Below are 25,632 nucleotides of genomic sequence, written 5' to 3'. Positions count from 1 at the left end.
TTTTTTTATCCCGCTTTCTGTACCGAGCATAAATTATAGAGATGATACGCTGATAAAATAGAAAAATTCTTTAAGCCTGTTTAACGTTTCCTTTCTATCTGAAGAGCGGTTGAAAATATTGATATCTTAACTTTTAGAGTTAATTCAATTTACTATTTTCCATTGCGAGATAAACAGGCTTCAATTCAGTTAAAGGTGCAGGTTTTGCATAAAAGAAGCCTTGTAGCAGATCACAACCCTGTTGATAGAGTAAACTGGCTTGACTTACGGTTTCGACCCCTTCCGCGACAACTTCCAGATCCAGCTGATGGGCTAGATGAATAATCGATTGCACAATTGCAGCATCCTGACCATCGAGGGTCAGCTCTTCAATAAAACTACGGTCTAACTTGATTTGATTAATCGGCAAGCGACGCAGATAACTGAGACTCGAATAACCTGTGCCAAAGTCATCAATGGCGACCTGTACACCTAAAGCACGCACTGCTTTCAAAATTTCTATGGTTCGATCTGCACCATTAATGATGACACCTTCCGTGATTTCAATTTTAAGTAATTCCGGCGGTAATTGACTGAGTTCAAGTGCATGTTCAAGCACCTGCAAAAAGCCTGCTCTACGGAATTGCAAAGGAGAAATATTCACCGATACCGTGATCTGGCTATTGTGTGTCTTGTTCCACTCGGCAATATCTAAACAGGCCTTTTCCAATACCCATTGACCTACACTAATAATTTGCCCAGTTCTTTCTGCAAGTGGAATAAAAATCGCTGGGGAAATATAACCCTGCTGTGGATGGCACCAACGGATTAAAGCTTCTACACCTGTTACCAGTCCAGTTTCAGGATGAACCAGCGGCTGATAGAACAGGTCAAAATTTTCTTGATTGATCGCTTCCATGAGTTCCAGACGCAGATTGGTATAGTCTATTTCTGCGACAGGCTGCATTCTGGTTTTTTCATACCACTGCCACATATTACGACCTTGTCTTTTGGCTTCCTGCATCGCCAAAACAGACTGGTAGATCAATTCAGAAGAATGATGGATCGAACTGTCATCTGCCACAATACCAATACTGGCACTTAAATGTATTTTGTACTGATCAACAATAAACAGCATGGAAAGAAGATCAAGAATTTCTCCGGCGATCGCCTCGACTTCAGTATGCTCATCTGTCCCTGAGAGCAGCAAAATAAATTCATCTTCAGCGAAGCGGCATAGCACATTATTGCCTTGAACAAATTTTTGCAGCCGCTCGCCTACAATTTTGAGAATCTGGTCACCCACCAGATGACCTAAGCTGTCATTGATATTTTTAAAATCATCCAGATCTATATACAGCAAGACTAAAGGTTGTGAGCTCTCGTGCTGTGCTTCAAAAATATTTTCCAGAATCTGTTTGAATGCATACTGGTTCGGTAAACCGGTTAAATGGTCATGGGTATGCTGATGCTGAATATATTCTTCGTGAATACGTTGCTGGGTAATATCTTCCTGAATCCCCAAAAAATGGGTGCAGGTTCCTGTCTGGTCAAAAATAGGACCTATAGTTAAACGATTCCAGAACCAGCTACCATCTTTACAGTAACTTTTTATAGTCACCTGAATTTCTTTTTGTTCTTTGACCGCTTGCTTGAGTAATGCAATCTGATCCGGATCAGTATCTGGACCCTGTAAGAAAAAACAGCTTTGTCCTAATACTTCTGCTGCTGTATAACCGGTGAGCTTTAGAAAAGCCGGATTTACATACACCATTAGCCTTTCTTCAGAGACATCGGTAATAAAAAGACTATTCGGACTGGCCTCTACCCCCCGTTTTAATAATCGTAGAGACTCCTTGTTTTCACGCGATACAGTAATATCTCGGGCAATGCCAATAATACCGGTGACTTTCTGATTTTGAATAATCGGTAAATTGGTCAGATCCAGCCATAAGATATCGCCTGCAACATTATAAATTGGAAGTTCATAATGTTGAGATTTACCTTGCGCCGCTTCTGAAAATGAAACGTTAGCAAGTTCATGGAATTCGGGCGGTATGAAGGCACAATAGTGCTGACCATGGATTTGCGCTTTAGAAAAACCTGTAATTTCTTCGCAAGCAATATTGGTATTAAGCACATGTCCCTGTAGGTCAAGTTCAAAAATAATATCTGGATGATAGGTATAAAATGAGCTGTATTTTTCATTAAGCTCATGTCTTTTTTGACGCTCTTGATCAAGCTCAATTGCCAGAGCAACTAATTTTGCCGCTTGCTGTAAAAGCTGAATATGATGTTCAGTCGGTATTTTCGGTGTTCGATAATAAGTGGCAAACGTTCCGTACAAAATATCTGAAGCATTAATAATCGGCATAGACCAGCAGCTAGACAATTTTTCTGCATTTACCAAAGCACGGTAAGACTGCCAGTTTGGGTCTTTCATTAAATTCGGACTAATGACCAACTGACGTAAGAAAGCAGCTACGCCACACGATCCTTGATTTGGCCCAATTTTCAAATCTTGAATAGCATTACAGTACTCTTTTGAAAAGTGCTGTTTGCCACTTATAACATTTAAAGTTTGGGTGTCATCCTGATAGAGCATAATGGTGACAAGCGCATCTGGAATGCGCGATTCAAGCCACTGGCTAATGACATCGAGGATAGGCTTAAGTTCAGTATGGCGACCAATCAGATTAAAAATATGAAAAATTTCTTGATCATCACAATTATTATTCATTCAGACTATCACCTTCCTTAGCTTCTTAACATTTTAGACTTATTATTAAAATAATCATTAGCAAAAGTTTGTATTTATATCTTTAAAAGGCTTTGTTGCACAAAGCTATTCTTGAGGGCTTCTTTAGCAATATAATTTCCAGATGAAGAAGCCTGCACCTAAAACTTACCGTACAACCAATTGGTCCTCGTATAACCAAGCTTTAATCAAGCGAGGAAATATTTCAATCTGGTTTGATCCTAAGACCCAATGGTATGCACAACCACAAGGCAAGCACGGACGAAATCAAACTTATTCCGATACAGCGATTCAATGCTGTTTAATGATCAAATCTCTATTCCGTCTTTCTTTACGTATGGTCACTGGCTTTGCTCAAAGCCTGATTAAACTCTGTGGCTGAGCAGCCCCGAATATCAGTGATATTCGTACTCCACCCTCTGTAGACGACAAAAGCATATTGATATTGCGATAAGCTATCAGAAAAGTCGTGATGGGTTACACCTACTCGTCGACTCTACGGGTTTAAAATTTTTAGGTGAAGGTGAATGGAAGCGTAAGAAACATCAGCCTGAATACCGTCGGCAATGGCGTAAACTGCATATTGGTATAGATGCTGAAACACTGCAAATACGTGCCGTTCAGCTTACGACAAATAATGTCAGTGATTCACAAGTACTAGGTGATTTACTGGATCAAATCCCACCAAATGAGCGAATAGATTCTGTCTATACCGATGGGGCGTACGACACGAAGTGCTGCAGACAAGTGATTTCAGATCGTCAAGCACATGCAGTAATTCCACCCAGGAAGAATGCCAAGCCCTGGAAAGATTCTAAAATCAGTTCAATAGAACGAAATGAGTTACTTCAAACGGTTAAGCATTTAGGCAGAACCCTATGGAAAAAATGGTCGGGCTATCACCGTCGCAGTTTGGTGGAAACCAAGATGCATTGCATCAAATTATTAGGAGATAAGCTGACGGCAAGACATTTTCAAAGTCAGGTCAATGAAGTTCATGCGCGTGTGGCAGTTCTGAATAGATTTACGGAATTAGGTAGACCTCACACCCAAGTTGTCACTTAAATTTGAATGGATTGGGGAAAACTCAGCTTTTGAATGTTTATGCAACAAAGCCTCTTTAAAATACGGAAATACGGAAATACGGAAATACGGAAATACGGAAATACGGTCAATATTACGTGTATTTTATAATAATTCTAAAATTTAAAAATCACAGCCGAAGCTGTGATCTAAAACTATACTTTTACTTAATCAGAATATTGCGGACTTATTTTTAGGCTGCTTGTTGACGACTGTCCACTAATTTACAGCCTGTCTGCTGTTGTAATTCTTCAAAGCTTAAGCCATCCACTATTTCAATAACCTGAGCTTGTAGGTCTTTTAATTCAATCACACACAAATCAGTATAAATACGGTTGACACAATGTTTACCTGTTAGAGGATAAGTCAGTTCTTCAACAATTTTTGCCTCACCGTTTTTGGTCACATGTTCCATGCAAACATAGACACAGCGAGCACCCACTGCCAGATCCATCGCACCGCCTACAGCAGGTACAGCATCAGCATTACCGGTATGCCAGTTCGCCAGATCACCATTAATAGCGACCTGAAAAGCCCCCATGATACAGATATCCAGATGCCCGCCTCGCATGATATCGAAAGAGTCGGCAGAATTCATAAAACTGCCACCTTGCAACATGCTTACGAGTTCTTTGCCGGCGTTAATCAGATCATCATCTGCCTGTTCAGGATCACTCAATGCAGCAAAACCTAAAACGCCATTTTCCGAGTGTAGAATTACTCCTTGTTCAGGTTTTAAATAACCTGCTACGCGTGTCGGTAAACCAATACCCAAATTTACAAAAGAGCCGGTTGGAATGTCTTGTGCAACTTTAGCTACAATCTGTTCACGACTACGTTTTTGAATATTCATTATTTAATATCTCCAACCTTGACCACATGCTGTACAAAAATTCCTGGCGTTACAATGATCTCTGGATCAAGTTCTCCCAGTTCCACAACTTGATGGACTTGTGCAATGGTGGTTTTTGCTGCTTTGGCCATGATCGGACCAAAATTCCGTGCTGCCTTACGGTAGGTCAAGTTGCCCCACTGATCTGCCTGATTGGCATAAACCAAGGCATAATCAGCATGTATCGGATATTCCAGCACATAATCTTTTCCATTGATATTACGGGTTTCTTTACCCTCAGCTATTTTGGTACCAAAACCGGTTGGAGTAAAAACAGCTCCTAAGCCTGCACCGGCTGCCTGAATACGGCAGGCCAGATTGCCTTGTGGCACCAGTTCCAGCTCAACTTTTCCGGCTTTATACAGATCTTCAAAGACGGTTGAGTTATTGGCCCGTGGAAATGAACAGATCATTTTTTTAACCAGTCCAGACAACAGCAGATTGGTTAGACCACGATCTCCAGAAGCTGCATTGTTGTTAATAATGGTTAAGTCTCTAGGACCAAAGTCAATTAATGCTTCGATTAATTCTACCGGCTGACCTGCCAGGCCAAAACCACTGGTCATAATGTGTGCACCATCAGGAATTTGCTTAAGTACCGTCTCGATATCCTGCGTGATTTTATTCATCATATTGTTTCCTAGCATGTTCTATCTATATTACGAGTGCAGATTAATCTGCCTTTTGTGGATCAAATAAGCGGTCTTTAATAAAGAAAGCGGGTATCAGGCCGCAAAGAAAATAGGCAATGCCCATAATCAGTAAGCCGGTACCAATTGAGCCTCCTTGAGCAAAATAGCCAATGGTAAGAGGTGCAAACACCGCACCCAGTCGGCCTACGTTATATGCCCCACCCACTGCTGTTCCACGCACTTTGGTGGAGAAGCTTTCTGTCATGTAAGTCGCATTAATACCGTATGGAATACCATAGAGAAAACCGAAAAATAACATCAGCCAGAGGATATTATCCGGCGTATTACCAAAGACAATCACAGGGATAAAAATTGCAGTACCCATAGTGCCGAAAGCAAATACCGCACGACGGCCAATCCGGTCAGCGATAAAACCGGCAATAACTTTGGTACACATCATGATCAGGAAAGTCCCGATCATATACATGGTCATTTCTTTAAACTTGATTCCCAGATCAGTCTCTAAATACGCCGGTAGCCAGTTGCTGACTCCATAATAGCCAAACTGTAAAAATGCGGTACTGAAGGACCAGAGGATAAACATGCGGCGGCTAAGTGCATCTTCAAAAATCATTTTAAAAGTATTTTTTGGTTTTTCCTGCAGAATACCACTGGCTTTTGCATCCAGGCGTGCTTTACGCGCATCTAACCAGGCTTTCGGCTCAGGCACCAAGAAGTACATCGCGAAGGCCAGTACAATTGGAATAATGGCAATATAATAGAGGTATCGCCAGCCAAATTCAGGCAATAGCCATCCAGCCAGAACAGTTGCGACCACCGAGCCTAAAGTCCAGCCAGTCATAAGCGTTGCCAATACTGTAGAGCGATATTTGGTGGGTACATACTCTGCCATGAGTGTGTTACAGGCAATATATAGAGCACCTAGTCCAATCGCAGACGTAAAGCGCAGCCATTTGAACTGATCATAACTTTCTACGAATCCTAACCAGAAGGTTAATGAAGAAAATAATGCAATGGCAATGACGATCACACGAACCCGGCCAAAACGGTCACAAGCCCAGCCACCAAAAAAACCGCCGATAGCCATGCCTGCAAGCGTCCAGCTCCCTAAGGCACCGGCCTGCATATTACTTAATGAAAACTCTTGTTTCAGACTGGTCAGACTGTAGGCTAATAACGCAATATCAGCACCATCAACCAGTAATGCTAAAAATGAGAAAATAAAGGCCAGAATCCAGACTCTTTGCTTGGGTTCGTTTCCACCTTCCACTGGGTGTTGTTGTGAACTGATCGTATCCATAATGCTCTTTCTACTTTTCGGCACTCCTGTGCCTTTTTAAAACGCATATTTCACTTAATTATTTAGGTGAAATATAGAATATTTACTGATCATTACCACACTTGAACAAAGTGGTATGAAGATGATTTTCAAAGTTCTTGATAAATTTTCTCTGCAGAAATCACGTAGCAATACATTGAAAGATGTGATTAAGCACAATTCTTAAACCCGTAAAACAATCTAGCCAGCAATGCTGGCTAGAGGTTGATGTCAGGTTTAGTTGCAAAAGGCTGCAATTCCGGTTTGTGCACGACCTAAAATCAGGGCATGTACATCATGGGTACCTTCATAGGTATTTACCACTTCCAGATTAACCAGATGACGGGCCACACCGAATTCATCGCTAATGCCATTTCCACCCATCATGTCACGGGCCAAACGGGCAATATCCAGTGCCTTGCCGCAGTTATTACGCTTAATTAAAGACGTACCTTCAACTGAAGCAATGCCCTCATCTTTCATGCGGCCAAAACGTAAAGCCACCTGTAAGCCAAGGGCAATTTCAGTTTGCATATCTGCCAGTTTCTTCTGGATCAGCTGATTCGCAGCGAGTGGTCGGCCAAACTGTTTACGGTCCATGGTGTATTGATGCGCGGTATGCCAGCAGAATTCTGCTGCGCCCATCGCACCCCAGGCAATCCCGTAACGGGCACTGTTCAGACAGGTAAATGGACCTTTTAAGCCACGTACTTCTGGAAATGCATTTTCTTCCGGTACAAAGACATTATCCATCACAATTTCACCGGTGATTGAGGCACGTAGACCCACTTTGCCGTGAATTGCTGGAGCAGAAAGCCCTTCCCAGCCTTTTTCTAAAATAAAGCCACGAATGTCACCGACATTGCCTTCAGCAGATACTTCTTTGGCCCAAACTACAAATACATCGGCAATCGGGCTGTTGGTAATCCACATTTTTGCGCCTGTTAAGCGGTAACCACCCTCGACTTTTTTAGCACGGGTAATCATGCTACCCGGATCAGAACCATGATCTGGCTCGGTCAAGCCGAAGCAACCAATATATTCACCGGTTGCTAATTTTGGTAAATACTTTTGCTTTTGCTCTTCAGAACCAAATTCATTAATGGGTACCATCACCAGAGAACTTTGTACGCTGGCCATTGAGCGATAACCTGAATCGACACGTTCAACTTCACGGGCAATCAGACCATAACTGACATAATTTAAACCTGCACCACCATACTGTTCTGGAATGGTTGGGCCTAGCAGACCAAGTTCACCCATCTCACGGAAAATGGCCGGATCAGTTTTTTCATGGCGGAACTGTTCCAGTACACGCGGCATCAGTTTGTCTTGACAGTACGCTGCCGCTGCATCGCGGATCATGCGCTCTTCTGACGTCAGTTGCTGTTCGATTAAAAACGGGTCTTGCCAATCAAATCTAATTTTTGTCGTCATTTTAATATTTCCTTATTTTAAAATTATGAGATTAGGCGGTTGCCTGTTTAATCATTTCACGCGCAATAATAATTTGCTGGATTTGTGTGGTTCCTTCATATAAACGGAACAAACGCACATCACGGTAAAAACGTTCAATTGAATATTCACTGATATAACCCGCTCCGCCATGAATCTGCAAACAGCGATCAGCTACTCGACCACACATTTCGGTTGCAAACATTTTTGCACAAGAGGCTTCAGTCGTAACATTTTGACCAGCATCACGCAGACGCGCAGCATCCAGCACCATACATTTGGCTGCATAAATCTCGGCTTTAGAGTCTGCCAACATACCCTGGATCAGCTGGAAATTCGCAATGGGCTGACCAAACTGTTTGCGTTCCACTGCATAGTTAAGTGCGTCTTCCAGCATACGCTCTGCCATGCCCACGCTATAACCGGCAATGTGCAGACGGCCCTTATCCAGCACACGCATAGCTGTTTTAAAGCCAATTCCTTCTACACCGCCAATCAGCTGATCTTTATGCACTTTACAGTTATCAAAAATTACATCACAGGTATAAGAACCATGCTGACCCATTTTCTTGTCAATTTTACCTAGGCTTAAACCAGGTGTGCCTGCTTCAACTAAAAATGCTGAAATACCGCTAGCACCTTTAATCTCTTGATTGGTACGTGCCATCACGGTAAATGTCGTGGCGCGTGGCGCATTGGTGATGAAGCGTTTAGTTCCGTTTAAAATATAATAATCGCCGTCTTTGACAGCGCTGGTTTTTAAAGCAGCAGCGTCTGAGCCTGAATCCGGTTCGGTCAAACAGAATGAACCAATAATTTCGCCCGTGGCATAACGCGGTAAATATTTCTGTTTTTGCTCTTCTGTACCATCAATTACAATGCCACTTGAGCCAATGCCGTTGTTAGTACCAATTAAAGAGCGAAAGGCAGCCGATGTATGACCTAATTCCATCGCGACCAGAATTTCTTCTTCCATGGTAATGCCTAAACCACCATATTCTTCAGGAATCGTCAGGCCAAACAAGCCCAGCTCTTTCATCTGTTCCACAATATGTTCAGGAATGGCGTTGTTCTCTTCTACTTCATGCTCAAGAGGCACCAGTTCATTTTTTACAAAATCGCGAATCGTTGACAGAAGTTGGTCTAGCATTTCCGGATCACGAATCATATGAATCTCCATGGATATAATTTAGGTAAATTCCTTTACCCTTATTTTTGTTTCGTATTACGAAATAAATAATCATATAAAATCATTTTGAGCAAGTGAAATTATTAAAAATTTTATATTTTAACTAAAAAATGAAATTTTTCTGGTATTCCAGTTAATTTATGTTTAAGATTTAATTTCACGATACGAAATATTTTGATGGATGGTTGTTTTATTTATCAGTTTTTTTTGAATAGATAATTAAACCTTTTTTCTTGCTGTAATATTTATCGATCACTGACTCTTTCGGAGAAATCGAAACTTTTTAAATGTGTTGGCTACGTATTAAACCTCAAAAACTAGATGATTTTATATTGTCTTCAAAGTTGGGTAACAGGATTCTTTTCGACCACAAATAATTTCGGCACTTTTTCCTATATTTTATCTTTTGTAGAAGTGTTTTATTTTGTATCGTGAAATTATGTTGCTATCATATTCATTAATTTAACTTTAATTGCCCTGACCATGACAAAAAATAAAACTGGTGAAATTCCCAACTTTGATGAAATCCGTTTAGATCCGATTTCACATATTCATAGAGAAAATAATCCTCAATTTATTGCGTCTATTGCGCGTGGATTGGAAATCTTGCGTTGCTTTTCAGCGACCAATCAATTGCTTGGTAATCAGGAAATTGCACAATTAACCAACTTGCCCAAGCCGACTGTAGCGCGTATTACCAGCACCCTGGTTTCTTTAGGTTATTTAAAACAACTGCCAAATACCACGAAATATCTATTGGATGTTGGTGTATTGGCTTTAGGCTATGCAGCTTTGAGTAATATTTCTGCACGGACTCAGGCTTATCCGTTTATGGAAGAAATGTCACGCTATTCCCAAGCCCCTGTGGCAATGGCTACCCGTGACCGTTTGAGCATGATTTATCTGGAAGTGGTACATACAGAATCGACGCTGACCATGCGCCGCCCTGTCGGTTCGACTTTACCGATTCATAGCAGTGCCATGGGACGCGCCTGTCTGGCAGCGATGGATGTAAAGGAACGCGAATATTTATTTGACGCGATCAAGAAAAGAAACGAAGATCAGTGGCTAACCATCAAGCGTAATCTGGAACGTGCAATCCGTGATTATCAGGATTATGGCTACTGTCTGTCTCTAGGTGACTGGGCAAAAGATGTGAATTCCGTGGCAGTTCCACTAGTTCATCCCAAACATGGAATTTTAACATTTAACTGTGGTGCTCCAAGTTATCTGTTAAACCAAGAAAAACTGGAAAATGAAATTGGACCACGTCTGATTCACATGGTGAATAATATTGCGATGAATCTCAATAACATATAAAAAATTAATCATCAGAGCGACATTAAGTCGCTCTTTTTATTGAATACTCAGTCTACACATCTTCTTACTTTACCCAGAATTTGCCGCAAACCTTTTTTAATGCTGTGAAATAGATAAAGTCCTATTTCAAATAAAAAGATCAAAAATAAACTTCATAACCGATTTAGATAATGCTATAAATATCGTATAGCGAAATTGGATTTTACATTATGGAAGATATAATAAGAGAATCGATGGAGTTTGACGTCGTCATCGTAGGCGCAGGCCCTGCGGGTCTTTCTGCTGCGATCAAAATTCGTCAACTTGCAATTGAAAACAACTTAAACGATCTGTCCGTTTGTGTCGTAGAAAAAGGCTCCGAAGTCGGTGCACATATTCTGTCTGGTGCTGTGCTTGAACCGCGTGCCATGAACGAGCTGTTCCCAGACTGGAAAGAACAGGGTGCCCCGCTGAATGTTCCGGTGACTGAAGATAAAACCTTCTTCCTGCTGTCAGATGAAAAATCACAGGAAGCACCACACTGGATGGTGCCTAAAACCATGCACAATGATGGCAACTATGTCATCTCGCTCGGCAACGTGGTGCGCTGGTTAGGCCAGAAAGCTGAAGAACTCGAAGTGTCAATCTTCCCGGGCTTTGCCGCCTCTGAAATTCTTTATCATGAAGATGGCACAGTCAAAGGCATTCAAACCGGTGACATGGGTATTGGTAAAGATGGCGAACCAACACATAACTTTACCCCGGGTTATGAACTGCATGCCAAATATACGATTTTTGCAGAAGGTTGCCGTGGTCATTTAGGTAAACGTCTGATCCAAAAGTTCAACCTGGACAAGGACGCGGATCCGCAACATTACGGTATCGGCATTAAAGAGCTTTGGGAAATCGATCCTGCCAAGCATAAACCGGGTCTGGTGATGCACGGTGCCGGCTGGCCACTAAATGAAACTGGTTCTTCAGGTGGCTGGTGGTTATACCATGCTGAGAATAACCAGGTGACTCTGGGCATGATCGTAGATCTGTCTTACACCAACCCGCATATGTATCCCTTCATGGAAATGCAGCGCTGGAAAACCCATCCATTGATCAAGCAGTATCTGGAAGGTGGTAAGCGTATTTCTTATGGTGCGCGTGCTGTGACCAAAGGTGGTTTTAACTCATTACCAAAATTCACCTTCCCGGGTGGTTCTTTGATTGGTGATGATGCCGGCTTCCTGAACTTTGCCAAGATCAAGGGCTCACACACTGCAATGAAATCCGGCATGCTCTGCGGTGAAGCGGTGTTTGAAGCGATTGCTGCCGGTGTAGAAAAAGGCGGTGATCTGGCGGTGGCACGTGTAGTGGAAGGCGAAGATTTCTTTGTCAAAGAACTGACCACGTATACCGACAAGTTCAACAACAGCTGGCTGAAAGAAGAGCTGTATAACTCACGTAACTTCGGTCCTGCCATGCACAAGTTCGGTCAATGGATGGGAGGTGCATTCAATTTCATCGACCAGAACATATTTAAAGTGCCGTTCACCCTGCATGATCTGGTTCAGGACCATGCTGCGTTAAAAACCCAGGCAGCTGAAAGCTTCAAGCCGAACTATCCAAAACCGGATGGTAAGCTGACCTTTGACCGTCTGTCTTCGGTGTTTGTATCGAATACCGTGCATGAAGAGAACCAGCCAGCACATTTGAAACTGACCGATGCTTCAATTCCGGTAGAAGTAAATCTACCGACATGGGATGAGCCTGCGCAGCGTTACTGCCCGGCGGGTGTTTATGAGATCATGGAGAATAATGATGGTTCAAAAGGCTTCCAGATCAATGCAGCCAACTGTGTGCACTGCAAGACCTGTGATATCAAGGATCCGTCCCAGAACATCACCTGGGTAACACCGGAAGGTGGTGGTGGTCCGAATTACCCGAATATGTAAGGTAATTCCTGTGAAGAAGAAAAATATATTTATTTCTCACATTCACATACCCAATCTTGAAGCAGTTAGTACTAACACTTCACTTTAATTTTTTAGGTAATCCCAGTTCCCTCGGGAGCTGGGATTAATAAATTTTTAAATAGAAAAATAGAAAAATAGAAAAATAGAAAAGATTGCATATAGGGTCACAGATAAAAATGGCCTACTCGAAACCGAGTAAGCCATCTTTAAGATTTAAAACAAATGACGAAAAATTTTAGTCATTCTTCTATGGATTATTGCTGAGCCACAAACTTGGCACGCGCTGCATGCAATTTCTTATAGCTGTCAATTAAACGTAGATGACGATCCAGCCCTTCAAGCTGCATGTTGGTTTCGGTCAAACCATAGAAACGGACTGTTCCTTCAATTGAACCTAAAACGGCATCCATACGGGCATCACCAAACATACGACGGAAGTTGTGTTCATAATCTTCCAGTTCCATTTCATCATCCAGAATGACCTCCAGAACGACATTCATGCACTGGTAGAACAGGCCACGTTCAACGGTATTGGTATTGAACTGCAGGAACTGCTCAACCAGATCTTTGGCTTCTTCAAATTGCTGCAAAGCCACATAAATCAGCAGTTTCAGTTCAAGAATAGTGAGTTGGCCCCATTCAGTATTTTCATCGAACTCGATACCGATCAAGGTTTTGATTTCGGTATAGTCATCCTCATCTGCTTCTTCCAGACGCTCAACCAATGCTTCCAATTGTTCATCATTCAGACGGTGCAGATTCAGGATATCTTCACGATATAACAAAGCCTTGTTGGTATTGTCCCAAACCAGATCTTCTACCAGATAAATTTCCGAATAGCCCGGTACCAGAATACGGCAAGCTGTTGCACCTAGATGCTGATACACCGCCATATAAACTTCATGGCCCATGTCTTCCAGAATCGTGAATAATTCCTGAGCTTCGTCCGCATTCGAATTTTGAGCGTTATTAGTGAAATCCCACTCGACAAAATCATAATCTGATTTCGCGCTGAAGAAACGCCAAGACACTACACCGCTCGAGTCGATGAAATGCTCAACAAAGTTATTCGGTTCAGTCACTGCATTGCTGCTAAAAGTTGGTTTTGGCAGATCATTCAGGCCTTCAAAACTACGGCCTTGTAACAACTCAGTCAGACTGCGTTCTAATGCCACTTCAAAGTTAGGATGGGCACCAAATGAGGCAAATACACCACCGGTACGTGGGTTCATCAAGGTGACACACATGACCGGGAACTGACCGCCTAAAGAAGCATCCTTGACCAGAACCGGGAAGCCCTGTTCTTCCAGACCTTTAATGCCTTCAACAATTTTTGGATATTTTGCCAGAACATGCTCAGGCACATCCGGAAGTGTGAGTTCACCTTCCAGAATTTCACGTTTTACCGCACGTTCGAAAATTTCAGACAGACATTGTACTTGAGCTTCAGCCAGCGTATTCCCGGCGCTCATCCCATTGCTCAGGTATAAGTTTTCAATCAGATTGGACGGGAAATAAACGGTTTCACCATCAGATTGACGTACAAATGGCAATGAGCAGATGCCACCAGCCTTGTTCCCAGAGTTGGTGTCATATAAATGTGTACCCAATAATTCATCTTCAGGATCATAAATTTCACGGGTATGTTCATCTAAAACTTCTATAGGTAGTTCGCCATTCGGACCTGGCTGGAACCATTTTTCATCTGGATAATGCACAAATTCGGCATTGGCAATATCCTCACCCCAGAACTGGTCGTTATAGAAGAAGTTGCAGTTTAGACGCTCAATAAATTCACCCAAGGCAGATGCCAGCGCACTTTCTTTGGTCGAGCCCTTACCATTGGTAAAACACATTGGCGACTGCGCATCACGAATATGCAATGACCAGACATTCGGCACGATATTACGCCAAGACGCAATTTCAATCTTCATGCCAAGGCCTGCCAGAATTGCAGACATATTGGCAATGGTTTCTTCCAGCGGAAGGTCTTTACCCGGAATGAAAGTCGTATGATCAGAAGCCAGACTTGGCATTAACAAGGCTTGAGCATCTGCATCGATACTTTCCACTTCTTCAATGACAAATTCAGGACCGGTTTGAATTACTTTCTTGACGGTACAACGGTCGATCGAACGTAAAATTCCTTGGCGATCTTTTTCAGAAATATCAGCCGGCAGTTCCACCTGAATTTTAAAAATCTGTTTATAGCGGTTTTCAGGATCAACAATATTATTTTGCGAAAGGCGGATATTATCAGTCGGAATATCACGTGCTGCACAATATACTTTGACAAAATAAGCCGCACAAAGTGCCGACGACGCCAGAAAATAATCGAATGGGCCAGGTGCCGAACCATCGCCTTTATAGCGGATCGGCTGATCGGCAATCACCGTGAAGTCATCGAACTTGGCTTCCTGGCGTAGATTATCGAGATAATTGACCTTAATTTCCATGTGGATACCTAAATATTCTTATGTGCCGTCACGGACAGATAAGATGCTGAATCTGAATATACAAGCCGGTTCACGGAGGAGAACTTGAATGAAAAATAGAAAATGGTCAGGTTATGCCATTTGACTAAGTGTCTGGATAACGCTGCCGAGAATGGCCGCTATTATAGAATTATTTTATGAAATTGATAATGTTTGTCTGAAATTCTGGCAGATTAAACTAGGCCCTCAGTCTTTCCTGAGCTACAGGAGCATGAATCTACTTCAAGTCATGAATTATATGATCAATCAAGGTTGCGGATGAGGCAGATTTTCACCTGCCTAGTCTGAGATAATCTTAGAAATCATAACTCAGGGCAAATACTGCAAGATTACGCTGCTTGTCAGCATAGCGGTCATAACCGCCAAAGATATATTCACCCGACACACTCAACTGCGGTAAAAGCGCATAACTGAGTCCGGCAGAAGCATAACGAAAGGTAAACTGCTTTTCGGTATCGCCCAGTTCACCGCCCTCATATTTGCCTTCATCGTTAAAATAGCTCCCTGCTGCCGTAACGCTGGCATTCAGGCGATCATTCAATTGATGGCTCAGGTTAAGTGTATAAAAAGTATCGCCCTGATTGGCATAAGCCACATCATAGAGATAGGTTGATACGCTGGCACCGATACTGGTCTGATCATTCAACGTACGACTTACATTTAAACCCAGCTCATTTCCGGTAGTATGCTTGCCGCCCGGATAATAATAGGTTGCGTTCCATAGATCCCAGTCATAATTTTCGCTGCTATGGGTATAACCCACCAGAAAATCATGCTCGAATTTGTCTGAACGATGTCCCTGACGCCCCTGCACTTCTGCATAAGAATATCCAAGCGTAGATCCCCAATATCCGACATAAAAATTGCCGTAAGCTAGATTCAGCCCTGCCTGTACAGCAACGTCGTCATTTTCAGGTGCATTGGTCAAACCACGGGATACATATTTGGATACCACACTCAAGTTTCCGCTTGCTTCTATTTTTTTTACTTCCGCATCATCGGCATAACAGTAAAAACTTGAAACAGCAGCGCAGCCAAACAGCACTGTTTGATTGAATATTTTCATAAAATATAAAATGTATTAAGCAAAGCGGAGATAAAATCGAAAGCAGTCGAGGTTTTATCTCCGCTTTGGGACAAAATTGAAATTCGCTTTACTCCTGCTTTGCTAGACAACAGGAATAAAACCATGATTTAAGCGCGAGGCGCCTTGTAAAAAGGTGCAGATGAAGGCGCAAGAGCAGGCTTGCCACGAATATGGTCTGCCAGTTTTTCAGCGATCATAATCGTAGTTGCATTGAGGTTGCCGGTAATGATCAAAGGCATGATCGAGGCATCAATCACGCGCAGACCCTGCATTTCATGTACGCGTCCATAACCATCGACAACCGCCATGTCATCCTCACCCATTTTACAGCTACACGATGGATGATACGCAGTTTCTGCATGATTACGAACAAATTCATCAATTTCAGCATCTGTTTGTAGATGTTTTCCCGGACTGATTTCTTCACCACGATAGGGATCTAATGCCGGCTGATGCATGATTTCCCGGGTAATGCGGATGGCATCGCGGAATTCACGCCAGTCCTGCTCGGTACTCATATAGTTGAACAGAATACTTGGATGCTCAAACGGGTCTTTGGATTTCAGACGAACACGGCCACGTGACGGCGAACGCATAGAGCCCACATGAGCCTGAAAACCATGTTCATGAATGGCATTGGTGCCATTATAATTAATCGCCACAGGCAGGAAATGATACTGGATATTGGGCCATTCAAATTCGTCGGAAGAGCGGATAAAACCACCGGCTTCAAACTGGTTGCTGGCTCCAATACCTTTACCTAAAAATAACCATTCAGCGCCAATCATCGGCTGGTTATACCACTTGAGTGCCGGATATAAGCTAACCGGTTTTTTGCATTTATATTGCAGGTACATTTCCAGATGGTCTTGCAGGTTTTCACCCACACCAGGCAACTCCTGAACCACAGGAATATCCAGACTTTTTAACAGTTCGGCCGGACCTACACCGGAGCGTTGCAGGATTTGCGGTGAGGCAATTGCACCCGCACATAGCAATACTTCACGATCCGCAAAGACCTGAATCGGCTGTAAGGTATTTTGTCCTTCAAAATATTCCACACCAATTGCCTGATTACGATTAAACAGAATCCGGTTGGTCATGGCGTGAGTAATAATCGTGAGATTATCCCGGCCTTTGGCCATATCCAGATAACCACGTGCTGTACTGGAACGACGGCCTTGCGGCGTTACGGTACGGTCCATCGGCCCAAAACCTTCCTGCTGATAGCCATTCAGGTCATCAGTACGTGGATAACCGGATTGAACCCCAGCTTCGACCATGGCATGAAACAGCTCATTATTACCATTCTTAGGCGTTGCGACTGAAACCGGGCCTGAATCGCCATGATAGTCATTGCCGCCAATATCGCGGGTTTCAGCTTTTTTATAATACGGCAGACATTCGGCATAGCTCCAGTGTTCCAGACCTTTAAGGCTGGCCCACTGTTCCAGATCCATAGCATTACCACGGATATAGCACATGCCATTAATCAGTGAAGATCCGCCCAGACCTTTACCACGGCCGCATTCCATACGGCGATTGTTCATGTGGGGTTCGGGGTCGGTCAGATAGGCCCAGTTATAGCGTCGTCCCTGTAATGGATAAGCTAATGCAGCCGGCATTTGTGTTCTGAAATCTAGACGATAATCTGGTCCACCCGCTTCCAGCAACAGGACCTTTACATCCGGATCTTCAGTTAAACGCGCTGCTAGCACATTTCCTGCCGAACCTGCGCCGATAATAATATAATCGTAATTCATCCAATCCTCCCTTATGCGCTAAATACAGACTGGAAAGGACTAAGTTCAACTTGCACTGACTTGGTCTGGGTATATTGCTGTAGCGTGACAATACCATTCTCGCGACCGACACCCGAATGTTTATAACCACCCACTGGCATTTCTGCCGGTGATTCGCCCCAGGTATTAATCCAGCAAATGCCGGCTTCGATTTGATGAATAATACGGTGCGCACGTGCCAGATTTGGTGTCACGACACCAGCTGCCAAACCATACTCGGTGTCATTGGCACGACGAATCGCCTCTTCTTCTGAGTCATAACTCAGAATACTCATGACTGGACCAAAGATTTCGTCACGGACAATGGTCATGTCGTCACGGCAATCAGTAAATACCGTTGGTAGCACATAAGCGCCTTGAGCAAACTGCTCATCTTCAGCACGGCCGCCACCACACAATAAGCGTGCACCTTCGATCTTGCCCTTTTCAATATAGCCCAACACTTTTTCCATATGAGAGAAGCTGGACACTGGACCAAAATTGGTTTCAGGATCAAGTAGATCCCCCATCCGGATATAAGGAATACGCTGCAGAATCTTTTCTTCAAATTCGGCTTTCAAGGCTAAAGGTACAAATACGCGGGTACCATTGGTACAGACCTGACCGGAACTGTAGAAGTTGGCCATCATGGCTATATCTGCTGCCAGATCCAGATCGGCATCTTCACAGATAATTAGCGGGGATTTTCCACCCAGCTCCATAGTCACTTCTTTCAGGCTGGAATTCGCAGCTTGGGCCATGACTTTTTTGCCGGTCGCGACACCACCGGTAAATGAAACTTTGGCTATGTCCGGATGTGAAGTCAGATAGCCACCAATTTCACCACTACCGGTTACCACATTAAATACACCATGCGGCACACCGGCTTCAGTATAAATTTCTGCCAGTTTTAGCGCAGTTAAAGGCGTTATTTCACTGGCTTTAAAGATCATGGCATTGCCCGCTGCCAGTGCAGGTGCAGATTTCCATAAGGCAATTTGAATCGGATAATTCCACGCACCAATCCCAGCAACCACACCCAAAGGTTCACGGCGGGTATAGACAAACGAACTGCTTCTGAGCGGGATTTGCTGGCCTTCTAATGCTGGCAAAATACCTGCATAGTATTCGAGTACATCTGCGCCTGTTGCAATATCGACGGTGGATGTTTCACTGAAAGCTTTACCACTGTCGAGACTTTCTAAACGTGCCAGCTCGTCATTACGTTCACGAAGAATAGCGACAGCCTTGTTCAAAATACGGGAACGTTGAATCGCCGTCATTTCTGCCCAGACTTTTTGTCCTTGCTGTGCCGATTCAACAGCGCGATCGATATCATCTCGCGTACATACCTGCACGTCTGCCAGAATTTCTCCAGTTGCAGGATTAATCGTTTGAAACGTGCTATTGGATGTTGCATCGACATATTGTCCATGAATATAAGGACGTTGCAGTTTGAATGTTGTCAATGGAATTTCCTCGCAGGTGGGTTATTTGAGTTGTTGCCGGATATATTCACTACACAGTTCAATCGGCAGTTCTGGGTCAATTTCGCCATTTACCAAAGCACCTCTTAACCAGAATCCGTCAATCAATGCTGCCAAACCTTGAGCAGCTTTCTCTGCCTGGTCTTTACTCAACTTTTTCATGAATTCATATTTAAGGTTGGAATGTAAACGGTAATGATTAATCTGCTGTAAACGATGTAATTCAGGTTGGTGCAAACTGCTAGCCCAGAACGCCAGCCATACTTTCATCGCAGCTTTATCTGTTTGTGGTGCAGCAAAGTTGCCACGCACAATTGCCAGTAAACGTTGTTCAGGTTCGCCATCGACTTTGGACTGCATTTCTGCAACAGATTTACCCAACTGCTGCAATAAGTAACGCATTGTGGCTTCAATCAAGCCATTTTTACCTCGAAAATAATGACTTATGATGCCGGTTGAGACACCTGCCCTCTGAGCAATCTGACTAATTGAAGCTTCTGCAAAACCTAGCTCATTCACTGCAGCTAAGGTGGCATCGATCAGTTGCTGACGACGGATCGGTTGCATACCAACTTTGGGCATAGGACTAACCTGAATAACGGATGTAGCAATAAAAAATCACTCTGCTAGAGCAAATAGCTGAATGATGTAACAATTCATAAACGCTTTTTTAATTGAACGTTCAATTAATAAAAATTATAGTGCCAGCTCACCCTTGATGTACAGCGCAGTTTGTTTTGGATTTGCAAAAGTTTGTAATTAACGAAAACAAGGAAGCTTTACCGCAGGCTTTTGCTTTTAAATCACACTGCACTGTAGATCATCCGGCAACAAAACGATGGTCATGAATTTATGCAAAAGAAAAAAGAAGATATGCAAGATGGTCTGAATAAAGTAGTTTTTTATTTTTCGGCGACACTTATTCTGCTGTTTTCTATCATCACCATTTTATTTAATGAACAAGCTAATCAAGTCATTATTAATATTTTAAACTGGGTCAGTCGTACCTTTAGCTGGTATTACCTGCTGGCGGCAACGCTGTATCTGGTTTTTATCATTTTTATCGCCTGTTCCCGTTATGGCGAGATTAAATTAGGCCCCAAACATTCCAAGCCAGAATTTAGCCTGCTGAGTTGGTCGGCGATGCTATTTTCTGCCGGAATCGGGATTGACCTGATGTTTTTCTCGGTGGCGGAACCACTTTCCCATTATATGAATCCGCCTGTAGGCGAAGGCGAAACCTTTGAAGCTGCGCGCCAGTCCATGGTGTGGACCCTATTTCACTACGGTTTAACCGGCTGGAGTATGTACGCGCTGATTGGGGTCGCCCTGGGTTATTTCAGTTATCGCTACAATTTACCGCTCACCATCCGATCGGCACTTTATCCGATCTTTGGAAAAAGAATTAATGGTCCGATCGGCCATACTGTGGATACGGCTGCAGTACTCGGCACGATTTTTGGTATTGCCACCACCTGCGGGATTGGCGTTGTGCAATTAAATTATGGCCTGCATGTGCTGTTTGATTTACCGGAAAATATCTGGATTCAAGCTGCACTCATCGCTGTTGCTGTGATTATTACTATTATTTCAGTCACTGCCGGTGTCAATAAAGGCATCCGGATCCTGTCTGAAATTAATATCTATGTATCAATTGGGCTGCTGCTATTCATTCTGTTTGTAGGCAATACCGAGTTTTTATTAGCTGCCTTGATTCAGAATTTTGGTGACTATATCAGCCAGTTCCCGAAACTTTCTTTAACCAGTTTCCCTTTTGAACAACCGAAAGAATGGATGAATAGCTGGACCCTGTTCTTCTGGGCATGGTGGATCGCCTGGTCACCTTTTGTCGGTCTGTTTCTGGCCCGTATTTCCCGTGGTCGTACCATTCGTGAATTTGTCACCGGGACTTTGGTTATTCCTCTGTTATTTACCCTGACCTGGTTGTCTATTTTCGGTAACAGTGCTTTATATAGCGTGATTTTTGATGGTAATACTCAACTTGCTACGACAGTTTTAGAAAATCCGGCACATGGTTTTTATGATCTGCTGGCGCAGTATCCAGGCTTTATGTTTACTGCAGGTGTCGCCACCATTACCGGCTTGCTGTTCTATGTGACCTCAGCGGATTCAGGGGCATTGGTATTGGGAAATTTCACCACCAAATTCACTAATATTGAGCATGATTCACCGCGCTGGCTGAGTGTGTTCTGGGCCATTGCCATCGGTTTGCTAACTTTGGCAATGCTCATGGCCAATGGCGTAACAGCATTACAGAACACCACGATTATTATGGGCCTGCCTTTTAGTTTCGTCATTTTCTTTGTGATGGCGGGACTATATAAGTCCTTACGTCTGGAGGATTTTCGACAGGCCAGTACCAGTCTGAATGCGGCACCTGTGGTCGGCAATGTGGATATATTGAACTGGAAGAAGCGTCTAAGCCGGGTCATGCTGCATCCAAGCCTGTCCCAGACCCGGACCATGCTGGACAATGTCTGCAAGCCGGCCATCGAGGCGGTTGCAACCGAGTTAATTGATAAAGGCATTCAAGTCAATATTCAGGAAAAATCACTTGAGGAAGAACCTGAACTGTATCACCTAGATCTGACCATTCAGCTCGATGAAGAAGAAAACTTTGTCTATGAAATATGGCCGGTACGCTATGACACGCCAAATTTCAGTTCACGTGGTAAACGAACCAAACGTTATTACTATCGTCTGGAAAGTTATCTGTTTGAAGGCTCTCAGGGCAACGATCTGGTCGGTTATAGTAAGGAACAGGTGATCAATGACATCCTGGATAAATATGAACGCCATATGATGTATCTGCATATTAACCGGATCAGCCCAGGTAAACGTCCGCTGTTCCCGGATCGTGAAATCTAGGATCTCTCAACTACGGAAGGAATCAATAATGTCAGAAAGTTTGAATGCATTTGCCCTGTTTTTCTCCCTGCTCAATCCTTTTCTGATGAGTATTTATATGCTCGGAATTATCCGTAATTCCGACGCAAGAATATTCAACATGGCATTGATTCAGGGCAGTCTGATCAGCTTTATTGTGTTCATCATTTTTGCAAAAACCGGTGAAGCCTTCTTTAATGAATTCTTGCATGTACGGTTTGAGTCCTTCCAGATTTTTGGCGGTATTATCTTTTTGGTGATTGGCTATCGTTATGTCTTTGAAGGTGCTGATACGATTGGCGTGATGCGTGGAGCGCCCAGTCATCTGGCGGGCACGATTGCCATGCCGTTTATGATTGGTCCGGGCACCATTTCGGCATCTGTGATCACCGGTATACAGCTCAGTTTAATGCAAACCATTCTGGTGATTTTCTTTACCCTGTTTCTGACTTGTAGTCTGCTGATCCTGATGAAATACCTGCATGATCATTTACAGCACAAGTATTCAAACTATATTGACCTGTATGTCGATATTGTAGGTCGTGTTGCAGCGCTTTTAATCGGTACCATTGCCATCGATATGATCGTGACAGGTATTACAGGAATATTAGAAACCTGATAAATCCTTTCTATCGATAAATATAAAGAGCGGGAAATATCCCGCTCTTTTTTTAATTTTTAAATAATTAAAATTTAAATGACACACCGGCATAAGTAGAAAAACCTTCACCCGGCGAAGAACGAGCTTCATCTTTCCCACCGTCGTTAAGGCCTGGAATCACGACCGCAGCATATTTCTCATCGGTGATATTTTTAAAGTTGATCCAGATTTTCCATGATTGATGTTCTGGTGCATAACCTAAGTCAATGCCCCAAATCTGATAGTCGTCACTGAAACGGCTATTGGCATAATCATGCGCCATTTTGGATGCATATTCAGTATTCAGACCAATATAGAGGCCATTATTCAAAGCATAACTCAGTTGAGCCTGATACAGATGTTTAGAGATTCCTGGCAACTGGTTCTTGCCAAACAATGGATCATTTTTATACTGGAAATCGCTAAGCGTATAAGCCTGTTGCAGACGCAGCTCGCCATATCGGGATTCATGCAATGGCGTATCCAGGCTTAGCTCCACCCCTTGATGAATCGTTGGCGTCGCATTTTCTTCTACACCGATTCTTTCCTTTGGTGTATTGGGATCAACAGTATCTCCATAATCCTTAATCATTTCAGAGGTTAACAGTTCATTTTTTACTTTAGAATAATAGTAGCTCAGTGCCCAGTCTCCAAAGCCCGATTGTCCACGTCCGCCCAGTTCAAAGCTATTGGCGGTTTGCGTGTCCAAATAGATTGGCGCACGCACTCGATTTGATGCAGCTCCATTGTCTTTAGGATAATAATAAGGTGAAGACCATGCCATCGCCCAAGGATGTGCCGGCTCAATACTGCGGCTTAAATTGGCAAACCATTGCACAGAGTCATTCGGCTGATAGGTCAACCCAAGTCGTGGTGCAAAATTCCATTCATAACGACTGACTTTAGGATCTACCTCAGGACCTGAATCTGGGTCGGGAAGAATATTTGCATAAGTAACTTCACTTTCCCGATGGGTATACACAGCTGCCAATCCCAGATCTAATTTGAACTGATCATTTAATGTAGTTTCCTGATCAAATTGCAGCACGTTGTCTGAACCACGATAGGTATAGCGGCGGGTAACTGTGTCTACCGGATACGTTTGATTACCAATTTCTGTATTAAATCTTAAAGTTTCAGTAACCCCACTGTCCGGGCGATGAGTGGTGCTACGCAAGGCAATACGCCCCTGATGCTCCAGACCTAGAAACTGATAAGGCCTTTCATACTGGAAGCGCGCTGTAATATCTTCATAATCGACATTAGTACGATAACTGCTTTCACGTAAATCCAGCGGATAATGATGATAAGCCAGACTGCCGGTCAGTTTAGCATCATCCTGTAAATTCCAGGTCGTAGTATTGGCCAACCAGGTACTGCCTGGCTGAATCCGTTTGGCATCTACCGCTAAATTAAAGCTATTCGCTGCTTCAGGATCATTTTTGAGCTGTTCTTGCGTAATACGACCTGGAGTTAAATGCTTGCTCTCACGGTAACGGGCATAAAAACGGGTTTCGATATCCGGACTAATTTGATAGCCCAAATTAAAAGCCAGACCTTTGCCATCGCCTTCAGCATGATCCTGAATCCCATCGAACTGGGTACCCGTCAGCGCCAAATAATAATCCATCTGATCCAGCTTTCGGCCGGTACTAAACTGATATTTCTGATAACCATGACTGCCCATTTCATATTTGAGTTCAGAGCCATCCTGATCAGCGCCAGTCTTGGATTTATAGTTGATTGTTCCACCTAAGGCCAGTCCACCCTGTTTAAAGCCATTGGCTCCGCGATAGACGCCGACATGATCAATCCACCAGGGTTCTAGCAGTTCATACGCTGTACCACCCGGTCCGGTAAATGGAATATCATCAATCAGGACGTGCGTACCGGATGCGTGTGCACCTGAAGTCCGGTTGATTCCTGAGCCACGGATCGATATTTTTGCACCTTCATTCCCTGCAGACTGGGCATAAATTCCTGGCTGTAAACGGAACACATCGGCTGTGGTTGCAAGTCGCTGCTGTTCTAATTGCTGCTCACCAATGAAATTCGTTCCTCCTGAAACCTGAGCCAGCTCTTTCTGATATTGCTGCTGCGGATTGGCATTTTGCTCAGCGCTGATCACAATAGTATTCAGCTGTTGAACATTGTCCGGTTCTACGGCAGTTTCAGCATAAAGATGACCTGAGACAATCGACAGAATCATGAGGCTCAGCGGGCTTTTCTTGAGAGGAATTTTTGTCATGTGCATGGCGATTTTATACAGTCCTGTATAAGTGATTCCGTTTTATGAGAGGAAATCAGTTTAAAAATTATGCTGTAGCATAGATCAACATTGTTATTTTCAGGAGTTATTTTCTGCCAAAAAATTGACTGATCAGCGTATGTTTTTTCATTTTATTTAATCTTTTTATTAAAAATCAACTTGCAAGATCAAAACCACATCCTCACAAGTTCCAAGAACTTAATTTTTAAGTAATTGATATTTAATAATATGTAATTTAATTCTGTACAGATGTATTTCCACTTGGCAAAATGTGATAAGTAGAAAAATTTATAATCGACCAAACCAGTTCTTTAATTTCGAAAGTTGGCCGAAGTTGTATATTTTCTGATTTAAAGTAGACAAGATTAACCTCATC

16 protein-coding genes and 1 pseudogene are annotated in these 25,632 nt (G+C 43.1%); 5 read left to right on the top strand and 12 right to left on the bottom strand.

Features of this window, described 5'->3' with window-relative positions:
- Positions 1–139: 139 nt before the first annotated feature.
- Positions 140–2,719 (bottom strand): EAL domain-containing protein, encoded by a 2,580-nt coding sequence (locus FTU95_RS06145; protein WP_180049420.1) that lies wholly within the window; start codon positions 2,717–2,719, stop codon positions 140–142.
- Positions 2,720–2,861: 142 nt separating this feature from the next.
- On the opposite strand from FTU95_RS06145, the pseudogene FTU95_RS06140 reads away from it, so the two are divergent.
- Positions 2,862–3,802 (top strand): annotated as a pseudogene (locus FTU95_RS06140) (IS5 family transposase).
- Positions 3,803–4,013: 211 nt separating this feature from the next.
- Here FTU95_RS06140 and FTU95_RS06135 read toward each other — a convergent pair.
- From FTU95_RS06135 to FTU95_RS06115, 5 genes are all read right to left on the bottom strand, one after another.
- Positions 4,014–4,673 carry a 3-oxoacid CoA-transferase subunit B gene (locus FTU95_RS06135; RefSeq protein WP_005096908.1) on the bottom strand — a complete coding sequence of 220 codons (660 nt, stop codon included), beginning with the start codon at positions 4,671–4,673 and terminating at the stop codon, positions 4,014–4,016.
- Positions 4,673–5,344 (bottom strand): 3-oxoacid CoA-transferase subunit A, encoded by a 672-nt coding sequence (locus FTU95_RS06130; RefSeq protein WP_004730985.1) that lies wholly within the window; start codon positions 5,342–5,344, stop codon positions 4,673–4,675. Before FTU95_RS06130 ends, FTU95_RS06135 begins: the two co-directional genes overlap by 1 nt.
- 40 nt (positions 5,345–5,384) lie before the next feature.
- Positions 5,385–6,665 (bottom strand): MFS transporter, encoded by a 1,281-nt coding sequence (locus tag FTU95_RS06125; RefSeq protein WP_004646972.1) that lies wholly within the window; start codon positions 6,663–6,665, stop codon positions 5,385–5,387.
- Positions 6,666–6,920: 255 nt separating this feature from the next.
- Positions 6,921–8,120: an acyl-CoA dehydrogenase gene (locus FTU95_RS06120; protein WP_005096909.1), complete on the bottom strand. Its 1,200-nt coding sequence runs from the start codon at positions 8,118–8,120 to the stop codon at positions 6,921–6,923.
- Positions 8,121–8,151: 31 nt separating this feature from the next.
- Positions 8,152–9,306, bottom strand: coding sequence for an acyl-CoA dehydrogenase family protein (locus FTU95_RS06115; RefSeq protein ID WP_005096910.1), 1,155 nt, complete (start codon positions 9,304–9,306; stop codon positions 8,152–8,154).
- A 504-nt stretch (positions 9,307–9,810) separates the two neighbouring features.
- On the opposite strand from FTU95_RS06115, the gene FTU95_RS06110 reads away from it, so the two are divergent.
- Positions 9,811–10,647, top strand: coding sequence for an IclR family transcriptional regulator (locus tag FTU95_RS06110; RefSeq protein ID WP_005096911.1), 837 nt, complete (start codon positions 9,811–9,813; stop codon positions 10,645–10,647).
- A gap of 209 nt (positions 10,648–10,856) precedes the next feature.
- Positions 10,857–12,569 carry an electron transfer flavoprotein-ubiquinone oxidoreductase gene (locus FTU95_RS06105; RefSeq protein ID WP_180077870.1) on the top strand — a complete coding sequence of 571 codons (1,713 nt, stop codon included), beginning with the start codon at positions 10,857–10,859 and terminating at the stop codon, positions 12,567–12,569.
- Between the two features lie 275 nt (positions 12,570–12,844).
- Here FTU95_RS06105 and FTU95_RS06100 read toward each other — a convergent pair whose 3' ends face one another.
- The 5 genes from FTU95_RS06100 to betI all read right to left on the bottom strand — a co-directional run bounded on the left by FTU95_RS06100 (position 12,845) and on the right by betI (position 20,022).
- Positions 12,845–15,046, bottom strand: coding sequence for an OsmC domain/YcaO domain-containing protein (locus tag FTU95_RS06100; protein ID WP_180077868.1), 2,202 nt, complete (start codon positions 15,044–15,046; stop codon positions 12,845–12,847).
- 334 nt (positions 15,047–15,380) lie between these two features.
- On the bottom strand, positions 15,381–16,151 hold the full coding sequence (locus FTU95_RS06095; protein ID WP_005096914.1) for a hypothetical protein: 771 nt from the start codon (positions 16,149–16,151) through the stop codon (positions 15,381–15,383).
- A 128-nt stretch (positions 16,152–16,279) separates the two neighbouring features.
- Positions 16,280–17,935: a choline dehydrogenase gene (gene betA, locus FTU95_RS06090; protein ID WP_005096915.1), complete on the bottom strand. Its 1,656-nt coding sequence runs from the start codon at positions 17,933–17,935 to the stop codon at positions 16,280–16,282.
- 11 nt (positions 17,936–17,946) lie between these two features.
- Complete coding sequence (gene betB / locus FTU95_RS06085) at positions 17,947–19,422, bottom strand: betaine-aldehyde dehydrogenase (protein ID WP_180077866.1); 1,476 nt, start codon at positions 19,420–19,422, stop codon at positions 17,947–17,949.
- A gap of 21 nt (positions 19,423–19,443) precedes the next feature.
- Positions 19,444–20,022, bottom strand: a complete 579-nt coding sequence (gene betI / locus FTU95_RS06080; protein ID WP_005096918.1) for a transcriptional regulator BetI — start codon at positions 20,020–20,022, stop codon at positions 19,444–19,446.
- Between the two features lie 270 nt (positions 20,023–20,292).
- Here betI and FTU95_RS06075 point away from each other — a divergent pair, with 270 nt between their 5' ends.
- Together FTU95_RS06075 and FTU95_RS06070 are read left to right on the top strand one after the other, a co-directional pair.
- Complete coding sequence (locus FTU95_RS06075; RefSeq protein ID WP_005096920.1) at positions 20,293–22,329, top strand: choline transporter; 2,037 nt, start codon at positions 20,293–20,295, stop codon at positions 22,327–22,329.
- A gap of 28 nt (positions 22,330–22,357) precedes the next feature.
- Positions 22,358–22,966 (top strand): MarC family protein, encoded by a 609-nt coding sequence (locus FTU95_RS06070; protein ID WP_005096921.1) that lies wholly within the window; start codon positions 22,358–22,360, stop codon positions 22,964–22,966.
- A 67-nt stretch (positions 22,967–23,033) separates the two neighbouring features.
- Here FTU95_RS06070 and FTU95_RS06065 read toward each other — a convergent pair whose 3' ends face one another.
- The gene (locus FTU95_RS06065) at positions 23,034–25,241 is read right to left on the bottom strand and encodes a TonB-dependent receptor domain-containing protein (protein ID WP_180049407.1); all 2,208 of its coding nucleotides are present in this window, start codon (positions 25,239–25,241) and stop codon (positions 23,034–23,036) included.
- Positions 25,242–25,632 lie beyond the last annotated feature (391 nt).

Origin of the sequence: Acinetobacter sp. YH12208 (assembly GCF_013418055.1) — a bacterium.
GTDB classification, from domain to species: Bacteria; Pseudomonadota; Gammaproteobacteria; order Pseudomonadales; family Moraxellaceae; genus Acinetobacter; species Acinetobacter pseudolwoffii.
Note: the sequence above shows the minus strand (reverse complement) of the source record. Positions and strands in the feature narration are given on the sequence as shown.